This window comes from Nocardia vinacea, assembly GCF_035920345.1.
Classification (GTDB): Bacteria; Actinomycetota; Actinomycetes; order Mycobacteriales; family Mycobacteriaceae; genus Nocardia; species Nocardia vinacea_A.
This window is the reverse complement of sequence record NZ_CP109149.1, coordinates 9,719,402-9,733,198: the sequence shown is the minus strand read 5'-3', so window position 1 is coordinate 9,733,198 and position 13,797 is coordinate 9,719,402. Positions and strand designations below refer to the sequence as shown.

The following is a 13,797-nucleotide window of genomic DNA, read 5'->3' as shown; positions in this document are numbered from 1 at the left end:
GAGTTCGGCGCACCACCCGACGGTGCTTCGACACGCAGTCCGCTGTACCACCGGGTGCGGCGTCGTGGGGCAGATTGGAAGTACCGCATCATGGCGACCAACACCGTCAAGCGACATGCCAAGCGTGCCGTCGCGGCCGGAGCCGTCGGAGCTGCCTCGCTCGGCGTCTTCCTGTTGCCCGCCGCGCCCGCCTCGGCCCAGCCGGTCACGATCCCCGGCGTCGGCACCTTCGATGTGCCCAACGAGATCCCGATCCCGCAGGGCATCCCGGGCATCGAGGTGCCCAACGCCCCGCTGCCGTTCATGGCCCCCAAGAAGTCCGTCGGCGATATCGCGCTCGACGCCGCGATGAGCAAGGTCGGCTCGCCGTACGTCTACGGTGCCGCGGGCCCGAACGCCTTCGACTGCTCGGGTCTGGTCAAGTGGTCCTACCAGCAGGCCGGCCTGGAACTGCCGCGCACCAGCGGTGAGCAGCTGAACGCGGGCGCCCCGGTCTCGCTCGACGACCTGCAGCCGGGCGATCTGGTGTCGTTCTACGGTGGCAGCCACTCCGGCCTGTACGCCGGTGACGGCAACGTCGTCCACGCCTCCACCTCCGGTACCCCGGTGAAGCTCGCGTCGATCTCCTCCATGCCGGTCGCCGGCGCGCGCCGCTTCTGAGCAACCCTTTCGATCACCCCGCCCGGCCGTACGAGACGGCCGGGCGCCGGGACGGCATTGCGTAGCGATCGCTGGCGGGTCGCTCGAAGGGCCAGTGATCATTTTGTGGCCCACTGGACACAGACCTACGCCGTTCCGTAACCTAATCGAGACCTTCCCGGCTTGCGGGGTTCGCCGCAGAGTTTCCGCAGCTTACGGAGGCGACAAGATCGCTTCACGAGAGAAAACGGGGCTTGGCGCGCTGTGACAGCACATCACCGGAGACATCGCAGGAAACGTCTGGTGGGAGGGGCATTAGCGGCTGTAGTCCTGGCCGCCGCACTCTCCAGTGGCAGTCCAGCCGGAGCCGATCCGGCCGCCATGCCGACCACGGCCGGTGAGGCCGTACAGCGGATGATCGACCTGTCCCGCGAATCCGAGCAGCTCAATCAGCAGGCACTAGGCGCGCAGGCCGATCTCGACACCAAACTCGCCGCCCTGCACGATGCCGACGCCAAACTCGACGCGGCCACGCAGACCGCCGATGCGGCCCGCGAGGAGGTCCGCAGGTTCCAGCCGATCATCGATCGCACCGTGATCGCCGCCTATCAGGGCGCGCGCACGAGCCGGCTCTCCGCTGTCCTGTTGAGCGATTCGCCGCAGCGTCTGCTGGACCAGATGTCCACCATCGACGTGATCTCGGCCAAGAACTCCGAGCAGCTCAATCTCTACAGGCAGGCGACCGCCGCCGCGACCGAGGCGGAAAAGGCCGCACGTGCCGCCGCCGACACCGCCCGCGCCGCCTCCGATAAGGCCGACCAGGTGAGCGCCGACCTCGAGCGCAAGCGGGCCGGTCTATCCGGATCCATCGCGCAGGTGGTCGAGGCGTGGGGTCAGTTGTCCACCAAGGACAAATCGGCATTGGCCGGATCGCCGTTCCCACCCGGTTTCGATACCGACACCCTGCTGCGCGGGCTGGTTCCCGGCAGCGGCACCAGCGCATTGGCCGCCGGACTCACCCGCATCGGCGACCCGTATGTCTGGGGCGCGACCGGACCGCACCAGTTCGACTGCTCCGGTCTGGTGCAGTGGGCCTTCAAACAGGTCGGCAAGGATGTGCCGCGGACCAGTTCGCAGCAGGCCTCCTACGGCACCCCGGTGGGTCAGAAGGATCTGCAACCCGGCGATGTCGTGTTCTTCTATTCCGATATCTCCCATGTCGGCATCTATGCGGGCAATGGATTGATGCTGCACGCCTCCACATTCGGGGTTCCGGTAGCCGTTGCGCCGATGGGGTCGACGCCCTATCACTCGGCTCGGCGATACTGATCAGCTATGAGTAGCTTTCGGCGGGCCCGCGCCTGGTTGTTCGTGCGGCGCCGCTTCCAGTTCGTCGCCACCGTCGTGATGGTCACCGTGCTGACGGGAACCTGCGGTGCACTGCTGATGGTGCCGAATTCGGTACTGCCGAAACTGCATGCGGCCCAGCCGACTTCGATCGGCAGCCTGCGCGCCGCCGATAACGATCCGCGCCTGGTCGCGGTGCGGCGCACGCTCGAACCCTTCGGGCAGCTCGTCACGGAGCAGGTGCCGACCGGGAACGGCCAGGAGTCCCTGGTCGTCGGTCATCCGGCGCAGCGGGCCGAAATCGATACGCTCGCGGGCGAACTCGCCGCCGCGACCACGGCCGTCACCGATGTGTGGGGGCCGGGCTGGGCCCAGTCCGCGATCGTTGTGGTCGCGTCGAATCCGTCGGAGTTCGCCGCGCTTGTGCGCTCGGGCGCGAGCCTGCCCGCCGATGTCGCCGCGGCCTCGGTCGCCGATCCGTTCGTGCCCGGCACCCAGCCGACCGGCCAGCGCGTGGTCTTCAGCTCCGATGCCGGACGCCGCCTCGACGCTGACGGTCTGCGCACACTGCTGCGCCATGAACTCACCCATATCGCCACGCGGGCCCAAACCGTCGACGGCGCACCGCAGTGGATGCTCGAGGGTTTCGCCGAATTCGTGGCCCACCTCGGCACCGGACATCATTTCGCCGATATCGCGCCGACGGTGGCCACCAGCATTCGCGCCGGAAATGTCCCACGCGATCTCCCGTCCGCCGCCGACTTCGCGAGCAGCGGTGCCGTCGCCGCCTATGAGCAGGCGTGGTCGGTCTGCTCGTTCGTCGCCGATAAGTTCGACCAGCCGCGCATGGTCGAGCTGTACCGCCGCATCGCCGCGGGTAAACAGGACTCCGCGAGCGAGGACCGCATCATGCGCGATGTGCTCGGCACCAGCCGTGACGACTTGGTCGCCGACTGGCGCGCTTGGTTGTCCGCCCGCACCGCTTGAGCCCGGACCACTACCGCCCTCCCAGCCACGGAGCGACCCGTCTCGCGCCGAGCCGCCGAAGCGCATGCGCGCACACATCGGTGGCCGAACGATCCGCCATCAGCGACAACCACGGAGCGAGTCTTACGAGCGACCCGTTCGCGGCCCGTCTCGCGCCCGAGTGGTCAAAGCGCATGCGCCGCAGGCGCGGGACTCGACCATCCGACGCACACATCAGTGGCCCAACAATCCGCCATCAGCGACAACCACGGAGCGAGTCTTACGAGCGACCCGTTCGCGGCCCGTCTCGCGTCCGAGTCGTCGAAGCGCATGCGCCGCAGGCGCGAGTCTCGACGACTCGGACGCGAGACAGAAGGGGCCGCGAACCCGCAGCGCCGAAGGCGCTGCAATCAGACACAGCGCCGACGGCGCGGCAAATCCAACACAGTAGTTTGTTCGCATGGCCCGAACTCTGCTGGTTACCAATGATTTCCCGCCGCGGCCGGGCGGTATCCAGTCGTATCTGCAGGCGTTGGCCGGTGAGCTGCCGCCCGATGATCTGGTCGTTTACGCTCCGCGGTGGCGTGGCGACAGTCATCTGAAATTCGATGCGAAGCAGAAGTTCCAGGTGGTGCGCCATCCGACCACGCTGATGCTGCCGACCCCGCTGGTGCTGCGTCGGGCCGCGCGCCTGCTGCGCAGCGAGAACTGCGACACGGTGTGGTTCGGTGCGGCGGCGCCGCTGGCACTGCTGTCGCCGATGCTGCGGCGCGCAGGCGCCACCCGGATTCTGGCGAGTACGCACGGTCACGAGGTCGGCTGGTCCATGCTGCCGGGTGCGCGGCAGGCGCTGCGCGCCATCGGTGAGCACACCGATGTCGTCACCTATGTCAGCAGATATACGCGCGGCCGATTCGCGTCGGCGTTCGGGCCGAACGCCGCACTCGAATATCTGCCGCCGGGGGTCGATACCGAGGTGTTCCGGCCGGATCCGGCAGCGCGCGCGGAATTGCGCGAGCGCTACGGCCTCGGCGATCGCCCGACCATCCTGTGCCTGTCCCGACTGGTTCCGCGCAAGGGCCAGGACGCGTTGATCGTCGCCATGCTCGAGATCCGCGCGCGGATCCCCGGTGCGGTGTTGGTGGTCGCGGGCGGCGGACCGTACGAGGACAAGTTGCACGGGCTCGCGGCAGCCATCGGCGTCAGCGATGACGTGGTCTTCACCGGCCGGGTCCCCTCCAGCGAACTCGCCGCCCACCACACCCTGGCCGATGTATTCGCCATGCCGAGCCGCACCCGCGGGGCCGGGCTCGATGTCGAAGGTCTGGGCATCGTGTACCTGGAGGCCTCGGCGTCCGGAGTGCCGGTGGTCGCCGGACGTTCGGGCGGTGCACCGGAAACCGTGCTGGAGGGCAAGTCCGGCCGCGTCGTCGACGGACGCAAGACCACCGAGATCGCCGACGCCATCGTCGAGATCCTGTCCGATCGCGATGCCGCCGCCGAGATGGGCGCTGCGGGACGCGCGTGGGTCGAGGAACAGTGGCGCTGGGACAGTCTGGGCGCGCGACTGCGTCAGCTGCTGCGATAAAGGCGACGGCGGCTCACAGGTTGGGACTGTGATCTACTACGCTCGGGCTGTGAACGAGCGAAGCGAGCGAACCATGTGCCAGCGCGCTCTGCGCACGGCGGAGCTGAGCGTCAGCGAGGCGCAGCCGTGAGCAGTATTCAGGTCGCTGATCAGACGTTTGTTGCCGCCCCCGGGGCCGCGGTCGCCGAGATCCTGGCCGGGGAGAACAATTGGCGCCGCTGGTGGCCCGATCTGACCCTCGGCGTCCGGGAAGACCGGGCCGACAAGGGTATTCGCTGGTCGGTCACCGGTGCGCTGACCGGAACCATGGAGGTATGGCTGGAGCCCGCGCTCGACGGGGTGATCCTGCACTACTTCCTGCACGCCGAACCGAAGGCGCCGACACGGGATCTGGCCGCCGCCAATCGGGCGTGCAGGGTGGCGGGCAAGAATATGTCGTTCGAGATCAAGGCCAGGCTGGAGACGGGCCGCGCGGCCGGTGTCGCACCGGCACACGCCGCACCGACCGCCCGCTGACGCACACGAGCACAGCACAGCAGCTGAAAGGAATCGTTGTCCGCCATGGCCGACAGGACCCAGAGGTCGATCATCATCGATGCACCGTCGCAGCGGGTGATGTCCGTCATTGCCGATCTGGAGTCCTACCCGGAGTGGGTCTCGGCGGCGAAAACCGTTGAGGTGCTGGAGAAGAGCGCCGACGGCCGGGCCCGAAAAGCGCGCTTCGTGCTGGATGCCGGAGTCGTCAAGGACACCTATGTGCTGTCCTACACCTGGCAGCCCGACGATAAATCGGTCAGTTGGACGCTGATCAGCGGCGAACTGCAGAAGGCGCAGGACGGCACCTACGAACTCGTCGACCAGCCCGACGGCACCACCGAGGTGACCTATGAGCTGACCGTCGACCTGAATATCCCGATGATCGGCATGTTCAAGCGCAAGGCCGAGAAGGTGATCACCGATACCGCGCTCAAGGAACTGAAGAAACGGGTCGAAGGCTGATCGTGCACAAGCCCGAGGCGGCCGGTACTCGGGTCGAACTGTTCATCGGCAAAGGCGGGGTCGGCAAGACGACCTTGGCCTGCGCTACCGCCATGGCCTATGCCCGGGCGGGGCAGCGAGTGCTGGTGGCCTCGCTGGATCAGGCGCATTCGCTCGGCGACGCGCTCGGCTTCCGATTTCCGCACGATCCCGGCACCGTGCCCGGGATCGCGAGCGTCCTGTCCGGACTCGATGTGATCGAGGTCGATTCCCTTGCGCTGCTGGAGGATCGGTTCCGCGAGGTGGTGCGCGTGCTCGCGACCGGAACCCACGATCACGGCATCGACCTGGCCGCACTGGATCCGGCCGAGCTGACCGGACTGCCCGGCGTGCAGGAATTGCTGATGCTGGTGGAGATCACCCAGTTCGCCGCCGAGGACGACTGGGATGTGATCGTCGTGGACTGCCCGCCCTCGGCGGATATGTTGCGCATCATCACCGCGCCGGAAACCCTGCTCGGATATGTGGAGCGGATGTGGCCGCCGCATGCGCGGGCGATGAGCATGGTCGGCACCGATCTGCGGCGCGCGGTGCTGGCCACCACGGTCGAGCGGATTGTCAAGGCGGTCACCGAGGTGCGCGATCTGCTCGCCGATCACGGACGAACCGGTGCGCGACTGATCACCGTCGCCGAACAGGTCGCCATCGCCGAATCGGAGCGGATGCGTTCGGCGGCGGCACTGCTCGGTCTGCGGTTGGACGCGGTGGTGGTGAACAAGGTGCTGCCCGCCGTGCCCCCGCCGACCGCGCTCGAGGTGGCCGCCCATCCCGCCGTGCAGTGGTACGTGAATCGACGCGCCGAACAATTGGATGTGGTGAACCGGCTGCAACGGGGTATGAACGGGACACGGGTGCTGATCGCTCAGCACACCGGGCCCGAACCGGTCGGGCTCACGTCCCTGTCCGCGCTGTCGTATGCGATGGATTCGGGTGAGCGGTTGAATGCCGACTCGAAGCTGAGCGACAATCCGGCGGAGGTTCGCACAAGTTCCGGCGAGCCGGTGGTTCGATTGGAATCGGGCACCGGTCTGCATTCGGTGTACGCGTTGCGGATGCATCTGCCCGTCGTCGATCCGGCGACGCTGCGACTGGGACGAGTGGAGGACGATTTGATCGTGGGAGCGGACGGGGTCCGACGCCGGGTGCGCCTGGCGCCGGTATTGCGACGGTGCACGGTCGACGGCGCCGAACTCGACAACGGCTATCTGATCGTGCGTTTTCACCCGGACCCGGAAGCGTGGCCGGTATGAGCGAGCGAATCATGTCACAGCGTGCATCGCGCATGCCGGAGCCGAGCGCTAGCGAGGCGCAGGCATGAGCGATTCGAACGACTGGCCCGGCGCTGCCGAGCCCGATGACGGCCTCGGCGAATTCGCCGAGGAATTGAAGCTGCTGGCCGAGGCGGTGCTCGAACGGGTCGAACCCGTGCTGCGGCGCGCCGCCGACGGACAGCCGGACTGGTCGAGTTGCAGTTGGTGCCCGGTCTGCGCGGCCGCGGCGCTGATGCGCGGTGAGCATCACGATGTGCTCGCGGTGGTGGCCGATCACGGGACCGCGATCGTCACGGTGCTGCGCGAGGCTCTCGCCGGGGTGCCGGTCGAACCGGTGATGCCCGAAGATGGTGTGCCGCACGATCATTCGTTCGCCCCCGAGCAGCACGACGACCCACCGGATACGGAACCCACACCCGCCGACACGGATACCCGCACACGGCAGTCGAACTCGTCCGGGCGCAAGCGATCCCGCTATGTCGGCATCCCCGTGACGATCAAGGCATGACGGCGCGAGTAGCAGATGCGCGACCGCTGACCGTCGGAATCGACGTCGGCGGCACCAATATTCGCGCATCGGTGGTCGACGGCGACGGCGAGGTGCTCGACACCGTGGTCGCGCCGACACCGCATTCGGCGCGGGCACTGGAGAACGCGCTGGACCGCACGGTCCGCGAACTGTGCCGCAGACATCCGATCGGCGCGGTCGGCCTTGCCGTGGCCGGATTCATCAACGCCGATCGCTCGACGGTGCGCTTCGCACCGCACCTACCCTGGCAGGACACCCCGGTCGCGCAGCGGCTCACCGAACGCCTCGAACTGCCGGTGATCCTCGAACACGACGCCAATGCCGCCATGTGGGCCGAGTACCGCTTCGGCGCGGCGGCGGGCGGACACAATTCGGTGCTCGTCGCGATCGGCACCGGCATCGGCGCGGCACTGCTCATCGACGGCGAACTGTATCGGGGCACGCACGGCGTCGCACCGGAGCTGGGGCATCTGCAGGTGGTGCCGCAGGGCCGGTCCTGTCCGTGCGGCAAGCGCGGGTGCTGGGAAAGGTATTGCAGCGGAACGGCTCTGGTCGATACCGCGATCGAGATGCTGGCCACCGATCCGGTGCATTCGACGGTGCTGGCACGCGAGGTGCTGCGCGATCCCGGTTCGCTGACCGGACGCCGGGTGGCCGGGGCCGCCCAGGACGGCGATCCGTTGGCGGTGGCGGTCATGGCCGATTTCGCCCGCTGGCTCGGGCTCGGCCTGGCATTCGTCAGCGATATCTTCGATCCCGGGCTGATCGTGATCGCCGGTGGCGTAAGCAGTTCGGCGCCGCAGTTCCTGGACGAGGCACGCGAGGAATACGCGCGGGCGATCACCGGCGCCGGGCATCGGCCGCTCGCCCGGATCCGGACCACACAGCTCGGTGAGGCGGCGGGGATGATCGGCGCGGCGGAGCTCGCCAGGGCCACCCTCGCCGAGACCGGCCGTGGCCGTTCCTGGGCGGCTCGTTCCACCCACTGATCGGTCGGTTATCAGTACTCGAGAACATGTGGTGAGATACGCCGCTCGGCTTGGATGTGATCTATACCCAGCGGTAAAGTCGGCAACTGACGGTTGTACGCGTAAACGATCCCGGCCGCGGGGGTTAGGACGCCATGCTCTACTGGATGCTGAAGTACCTGTTCCCAGGACCGTTCATGCACCTCTACAACCGTCCGACGGTCGAAGGCGTGGAGCATATCCCCGCCGACGGACCGGCCATCCTGGCCGGGAACCACCTTTCCTTCTCGGACTGGTTGTTCGCTCCCCTGATGAGCCCGCGTCGGATCAGCTATCTCGCCAAGGCCGAGTACTTCACCGCCCCCGGCTTCAAGGGTCGGCTGCAGAAGTTCTTCTTCAGCGCCACCGGGCAGTACCCGATCGACCGCAGCGGCGCCTCCGCGGCCGAGGACGCGCTCACTGCCGCACGCAAACTGCTCGACAAAGGTCACCTGGTCGGCCTCTACCCGGAGGGCACCCGCTCCCCCGACGGTCGCCTATACAAGGGCAAGACCGGCTTGGCCCGCCTCGCGCTCGAGACCGGCGTCCCCGTCATCCCGGTCGCCGTCATCGGCACCTTCGAGGTCTGCCCGCCCGGCCCGTTCCGCTGGCGCCGCCAGAAGGTGACCGTCAAATTCGGTGCCCCCATCGACTTCTCCCGCTACGAAGGCATGGGCGGCAACCGTTTCGTCGAACGTGCCGTCACCGATGAGGTCATGTACGAACTCATGCAGCTCGGCGGCCAGGAATACGTCGACGTCTACGCCGCCAGCCTGAAGAAGGGCGTCCCCAGCGGTTCCGCCCCCGAAGCCACCCGCATCCCGGAGACGGCAGCCAGCTAGCCCCTTCCACCTCCACGAGCCCGGTGCCCAACGCACCGGGCTCGTTCGGTTTTCGGCGGCTCCACAGGCCGGCGCATATCGTCGAGTCGTGACGGTGCGCGCAAAGATTTGCGGGATCAGGTCCGAAGACGATCTGCGGATCGCGCTGGCCGTCGGTGCCGACGCCATCGGATTCATCTCCGGGATCACCCATTTCAGCGAAGATGCTCTCGATGCCGACCGCGCGGCGGCGCTGTCGTGGCTCGCTCCGCCGTTCGTCACCCGTGTCCTGGTCACCCATCTGGAGGACGCGGCCGCGATCGTGGACCTGGCCGACCGAGTCGGGGTGGAGGCGATCCAGGTTCACGGGCTCGTCACCATCGACACCGTTCGTGAAGTCCGCAAGACCGCCGGTGGCCGGAAAGTCATCAAGGCGGTGCACGTCACGGGACCGGAGGCCGTCGATACCGCGCGTCAGGCCGCCGCGGATTGCGATGCGGTACTGCTCGATTCACGCACCGCCGACCGCTTGGGCGGCACCGGCCGCACCCACGACTGGTCGGTTAGTGCGGCTGTCGTGACAGCGCTGCACGAACTGGGCTGCCCGGTGATCCTCGCCGGTGGTCTCGGTCCGGACAATATCGCCGATGCCATCGCACGGGTGCGTCCGTTCGCGGTGGACGTCAATAGCGGCGTCGAAACTGCCACCGGGGATAAAGATCCCGACGCATGCGCGGCGTTCGTCGCAGCGGCGCACGGGGCAGTCGTACCTCGCGTCCCACGGCCATGAGCCACCCGGGTCCGGCGAGCAGCGTCGGCGCGGTGACATGGCTACCCGCAATCACAGTGTCGACAAGGGCCTCGTTGCGGCCGATGATCCCGGCGGTCGGGGCATCCAATCGCCGCAACGCCCGCCAGTAATGCCCGTGGCGTCTCGCGGGCAGGCGATCTCGGCAACACCCGGGTGCGGGTCTCACCGGGGAGGCACAATCACGGGGTACCTGTTCCGAGTGCGGTAACTGCGGGCGTGCAGTGGTGAAAGCCGGTGCACCGCAAGACGAGCGAGGGAGTCACGGTGTCGGAAATAGCGCCGGATCTGTTGTTGTCCCTCGCCGTGGCGGCGGCGCATCAGTTGGGGTATTCGTGCCGGGTTGCGGCGGCCGATGACGTGATGTTGTCCGGGCCCGCGGGGGATGTGATGGTCGGGTTGACGAATTTGCGGCGGATGGCCGCGGATGAGCCGCCGGATCAGTGGCCGGCATTGGTGGCGGACTATCTGAGCACCGGTCTGGTCGATCTGGAGGTCGACAGCGATCCGCTCGATACCGGCGACTTCGCAATGATGCAGGGGCTCATCAGGACTCGGCTCTACTCCGGGCACGGCGGTGCGCCGGATGTGGTGCGTCGCCAGGTCGCGCCCGGGCTGATCCAGCGGGTCCTGATCGATCAGGTGCACACCATGGCTCCGGTCACCTATCCGATGCTGCGGCAGTGGCCGATCGACGAATACGACCTGTTCGCCCTCGCCGAGCGGAACACCCGCAGCGACGGTCCATTGGATGTGCTCACTCACCAGATCGATACGCCGAACGCCGACGGTATCGCGATCACGATGCTGTGCGGCATCTGCGACTACGTCACCGCGCACGCGTGCTGGCTCGACGCGTATCCGGTGATCGGACCGGCGGGTGCGGTATTCGTGGTGCCGTCGCAGCGCCATATCTACGCGCACCCAGTGGCGAATCTCGAGGTGGTCCAGGCCACCACGGTGCTGGCCCAGGTCGCGGTGCTCGATTACACGCAGCGCCCGTGGCCGGTCAGCCAGGATGTCTACTGGTGGCACGGTGGCACCATCGAGCTGGCCGCCGCCACGCAGCACACCGGTGAATCGCTCTGCATCTATCCGTCGGACGACTTCCTCGCCGCATTGAACGAACTCCCCGAGCCCTGACGAGATCTACGTCACACGGCAGTACCTCTCGCATCCAGGACGTCACGTTTCGGACCGCTCGACCGTCTTATGCGTAGCCGGCTGTCGATCGAGAAGGAGATGACAATGCCTGTGCTGTTCATTCGTTACGAGGTGGCTCCACTCGGCTCGGACGGGAGCCCGCGATGAGCTCGAAGGCGGCGCAGCATGCCGACGCCGCGGACGAGCGGTACCGCGCCGCGGCCTTCGTGAAACGTTCGATCAATAAGGTCTTCCCGACGCACTGGGCCTTCCTGCTCGGCGAGATCGCCTTGTACAGCTTCATCATTCTGCTGATCTCGGGCATCTACCTGACGCTGTACTTCGATCCGTCGATGACGGAAGTGGTCTACGACGGTGCGTATCAACCGCTGCGCGGCGTGCACATGTCGGCGGCTTATGCCAGCTCCCTGGACATTTCGTTCGAGGTACGCGGCGGTCTATTCGTGCGGCAGGTACACCATTGGGCCGCACTGATGTTCCTGGCCGCGATCATCGTGCACTGCCTGCGGATCTTCTTCACCGGCGCGTTCCGCAAACCGCGCGAAGCGAATTGGGTGATCGGCTCGACCCTGTTGGTCCTGGCCATGTTCGAGGGCTACTTCGGCTACAGCCTGCCCGACGATCTGTTGTCGGGCACCGGCCTGCGTTCACCGCTCGGCGGGATCACGATGAGCATCCCGATCGTCGGAACCTGGATCCACTTCGCCCTTTTCGGCGGCGAATTTCCGGGTGAGGTGCTGATTCCGCGCCTGTTCATCACACATGTGCTGCTGTTCCCCGGGATCATGCTCGCGCTGATCGCCGCGCATATCGCGCTGGTCTGGTATCAGAAGCACACGCAATTCCCGGGACCGGGGCGCACCGAGCACAATGTCATCGGTGCGCGCATCGTGCCGGTCTTCGCCGCGGACCAGGGTGCGTTCTTCATGTTCACCCTCGCAACGGTGGCGATCATGGGCGGGGTATTCCAGATCAATCCGATCTGGGAACTCGGGCCCTACAACCCGGCGCAGGTGTCAGCGGGTTCACAACCGGACTTCTACATGATGTGGACCGACGGCCTGGCCCGGCTCATGCCGCCGTGGGAGATATACCTCGGCAACTACACCATCCCGGCGGCGTTCTGGGTTGCCCTGGTGATGGGCCTGGTGCTCGTGATCCTGCCCGCCTACCCGTGGATCGAGAAGCGGCTCACCAAGGATTACGCGGCCCACAATCTGTTGCAGCGGCCGCGAGATGTGCCGGTGCGCAGCGGAATCGGCGCGATGGCGATCACCTTCTATCTGGTGCTGACGCTCAGCTGCGTCAATGACATCATCGCGTTGAAGTTCGACATCTCGCTCAATGCCACCACCTGGATGGGCCGCATCGGCTTGTTGATCGCACCGCCGATCGCGTACTTCATCACCTATAGGTTCTGCATCGGTCTGCAGCGCAGCGACCGGGCGGTGCTGGAGCACGGCATCGAGACGGGCATAATCAAGCGACTGCCGCACGGTGAATACGTCGAGGTGCACCAGGCGCTCGGATCGGTCGACGAGCACGGCCATCCGGTGCCGCTGGTCTACCAGGGCGCGGCGATCCCGAAGAAGATGAACAAACTCGGTTCGGCGGGCAAACCGGGCACCGGCAGCTTCCTGCGACCCGATCCCGTGGCGGAATCCGAGCAATACTTCGAGATCGAGCACGCCGAGGAACGCAAACAGCTCGCCGTGCTGCAGAAGTACCAGGACCGAATCACCGACGGCGAAAGGCACACCCCATGATGTGGCTCACGCGCTCGCATGAGCCGGCTACCGAGGACTACGGCCTGCTGGTCGCGGCCGCGACGGTGGCCGCCGAAGCCACCGCCCGCGCGGTCCGCGACCTGTTGCGCGACAACGGGATCCGCGCCACCATCGGCCCGGCTCAGCCCGCTCGACACCGGGTACTCGTCTTCCCGGAAGACGCCGTCCGCGCATTCGAAATCCTCTGCGACAACACCATCTGAGGGTTCGCACCAGAAGGCCCCGAACCATCCGGGTTCGGGGTCTTCGGTCATCTGGCGTCCGGCCACGAAATGATCACCGAAGTGGAATGCTGTTAGGCAGACAGTTCCGAGCGGTATGGGAGCGAATCATGAGTTTTCAGAAGATTCCACCGGGGACCCGGGGATCCCGACCGCCGTCACCCAATCCGGTGTTCCGTTTCCTCATCGGGGCGATGGAGCGATATCACCGATTCCGCCACGACCGATTCATGGGGATGGACCTGGTGTATCTGACCACCGTCGGTGCGAAGAGCGGTCAGGAACGTCGGGTGACGGTGAGCCGGTTTCCGGCCGATGACGGCGGCTGGCTGATCGTCGCCTCCATGGGCGGCGCGATCCAACATCCGGGCTGGTATCACAATATCGCCGCGCATCCGGATCAGGTGTGGGCCGAGGTGGGCGGTACGAAGTACCACGTCACGGCCGAGCAGCTGGACGAGGAACGGCGTGAGCAGGCATGGAAGCAGATCACCGCTGTGCAACCGCGCTATCTCGGCTACCAGAAGAAGACCGACCGGCTCATCCCGATCATCGAACTCCGACCGCGCGGCTGATACCGGGCGCCTGTTGGCCGAGCCGACGATGGGAGT

General features: G+C 66.7%; 15 protein-coding genes. All 15 read left to right on the top strand.

Features of this window, described 5'->3' with window-relative positions:
• The first annotated feature begins 90 nt into the window (after nucleotides 1-90).
• The 15 genes from OIE68_RS44205 (at nucleotide 91) to OIE68_RS44135 (ending at nucleotide 13,761) form a co-directional block, all read left to right on the top strand.
• The gene (locus tag OIE68_RS44205; protein ID WP_327096835.1) at nucleotides 91-660 is read left to right on the top strand and encodes a C40 family peptidase; all 570 of its coding nucleotides are present in this window, start codon (nucleotides 91-93) and stop codon (nucleotides 658-660) included.
• 282 nt (nucleotides 661-942) lie between these two features.
• A complete protein-coding gene (locus OIE68_RS44200; protein WP_327096834.1) occupies nucleotides 943-1,968 on the top strand; it encodes an NlpC/P60 family protein in 1,026 nt (341 codons plus the stop codon).
• A gap of 6 nt (nucleotides 1,969-1,974) precedes the next feature.
• On the top strand, nucleotides 1,975-2,973 hold the full coding sequence (locus OIE68_RS44195) for a hypothetical protein (protein ID WP_327096832.1): 999 nt from the start codon (nucleotides 1,975-1,977) through the stop codon (nucleotides 2,971-2,973).
• A gap of 439 nt (nucleotides 2,974-3,412) precedes the next feature.
• The gene (locus tag OIE68_RS44190; RefSeq protein ID WP_327096831.1) at nucleotides 3,413-4,540 is read left to right on the top strand and encodes a glycosyltransferase family 4 protein; all 1,128 of its coding nucleotides are present in this window, start codon (nucleotides 3,413-3,415) and stop codon (nucleotides 4,538-4,540) included.
• Between the two features lie 126 nt (nucleotides 4,541-4,666).
• Nucleotides 4,667-5,056, top strand: a complete 390-nt coding sequence (locus tag OIE68_RS44185) for a polyketide cyclase / dehydrase and lipid transport (protein WP_327096830.1) — start codon at nucleotides 4,667-4,669, stop codon at nucleotides 5,054-5,056.
• A gap of 45 nt (nucleotides 5,057-5,101) precedes the next feature.
• Complete coding sequence (locus OIE68_RS44180; protein WP_327096829.1) at nucleotides 5,102-5,539, top strand: SRPBCC family protein; 438 nt, start codon at nucleotides 5,102-5,104, stop codon at nucleotides 5,537-5,539.
• 2 nt (nucleotides 5,540-5,541) lie between these two features.
• Complete coding sequence (locus OIE68_RS44175) at nucleotides 5,542-6,828, top strand: ArsA family ATPase (RefSeq protein WP_327096828.1); 1,287 nt, start codon at nucleotides 5,542-5,544, stop codon at nucleotides 6,826-6,828.
• 64 nt (nucleotides 6,829-6,892) lie between these two features.
• The gene (locus tag OIE68_RS44170; RefSeq protein WP_327096827.1) at nucleotides 6,893-7,357 is read left to right on the top strand and encodes a hypothetical protein; all 465 of its coding nucleotides are present in this window, start codon (nucleotides 6,893-6,895) and stop codon (nucleotides 7,355-7,357) included.
• Complete coding sequence (locus tag OIE68_RS44165) at nucleotides 7,354-8,367, top strand: ROK family protein (RefSeq protein WP_040688542.1); 1,014 nt, start codon at nucleotides 7,354-7,356, stop codon at nucleotides 8,365-8,367. Before OIE68_RS44170 ends, OIE68_RS44165 begins: the two co-directional genes overlap by 4 nt.
• A gap of 134 nt (nucleotides 8,368-8,501) precedes the next feature.
• Nucleotides 8,502-9,227: a lysophospholipid acyltransferase family protein gene (locus tag OIE68_RS44160; protein ID WP_327096826.1), complete on the top strand. Its 726-nt coding sequence runs from the start codon at nucleotides 8,502-8,504 to the stop codon at nucleotides 9,225-9,227.
• Nucleotides 9,228-9,315: 88 nt separating this feature from the next.
• Nucleotides 9,316-9,996: a phosphoribosylanthranilate isomerase gene (locus OIE68_RS44155; protein WP_327096825.1), complete on the top strand. Its 681-nt coding sequence runs from the start codon at nucleotides 9,316-9,318 to the stop codon at nucleotides 9,994-9,996.
• Between the two features lie 285 nt (nucleotides 9,997-10,281).
• On the top strand, nucleotides 10,282-11,157 hold the full coding sequence (locus OIE68_RS44150; protein WP_327096824.1) for a hypothetical protein: 876 nt from the start codon (nucleotides 10,282-10,284) through the stop codon (nucleotides 11,155-11,157).
• 164 nt (nucleotides 11,158-11,321) lie between these two features.
• Complete coding sequence (locus OIE68_RS44145) at nucleotides 11,322-12,944, top strand: cytochrome bc complex cytochrome b subunit (protein WP_327096823.1); 1,623 nt, start codon at nucleotides 11,322-11,324, stop codon at nucleotides 12,942-12,944.
• A complete protein-coding gene (locus OIE68_RS44140; RefSeq protein WP_327096822.1) occupies nucleotides 12,941-13,168 on the top strand; it encodes a hypothetical protein in 228 nt (75 codons plus the stop codon). The genes OIE68_RS44145 and OIE68_RS44140 overlap by 4 nt, the downstream gene beginning before the upstream one ends.
• A 128-nt stretch (nucleotides 13,169-13,296) precedes the next feature.
• On the top strand, nucleotides 13,297-13,761 hold the full coding sequence (locus OIE68_RS44135; protein WP_327096821.1) for a nitroreductase/quinone reductase family protein: 465 nt from the start codon (nucleotides 13,297-13,299) through the stop codon (nucleotides 13,759-13,761).
• Nucleotides 13,762-13,797 lie beyond the last annotated feature (36 nt).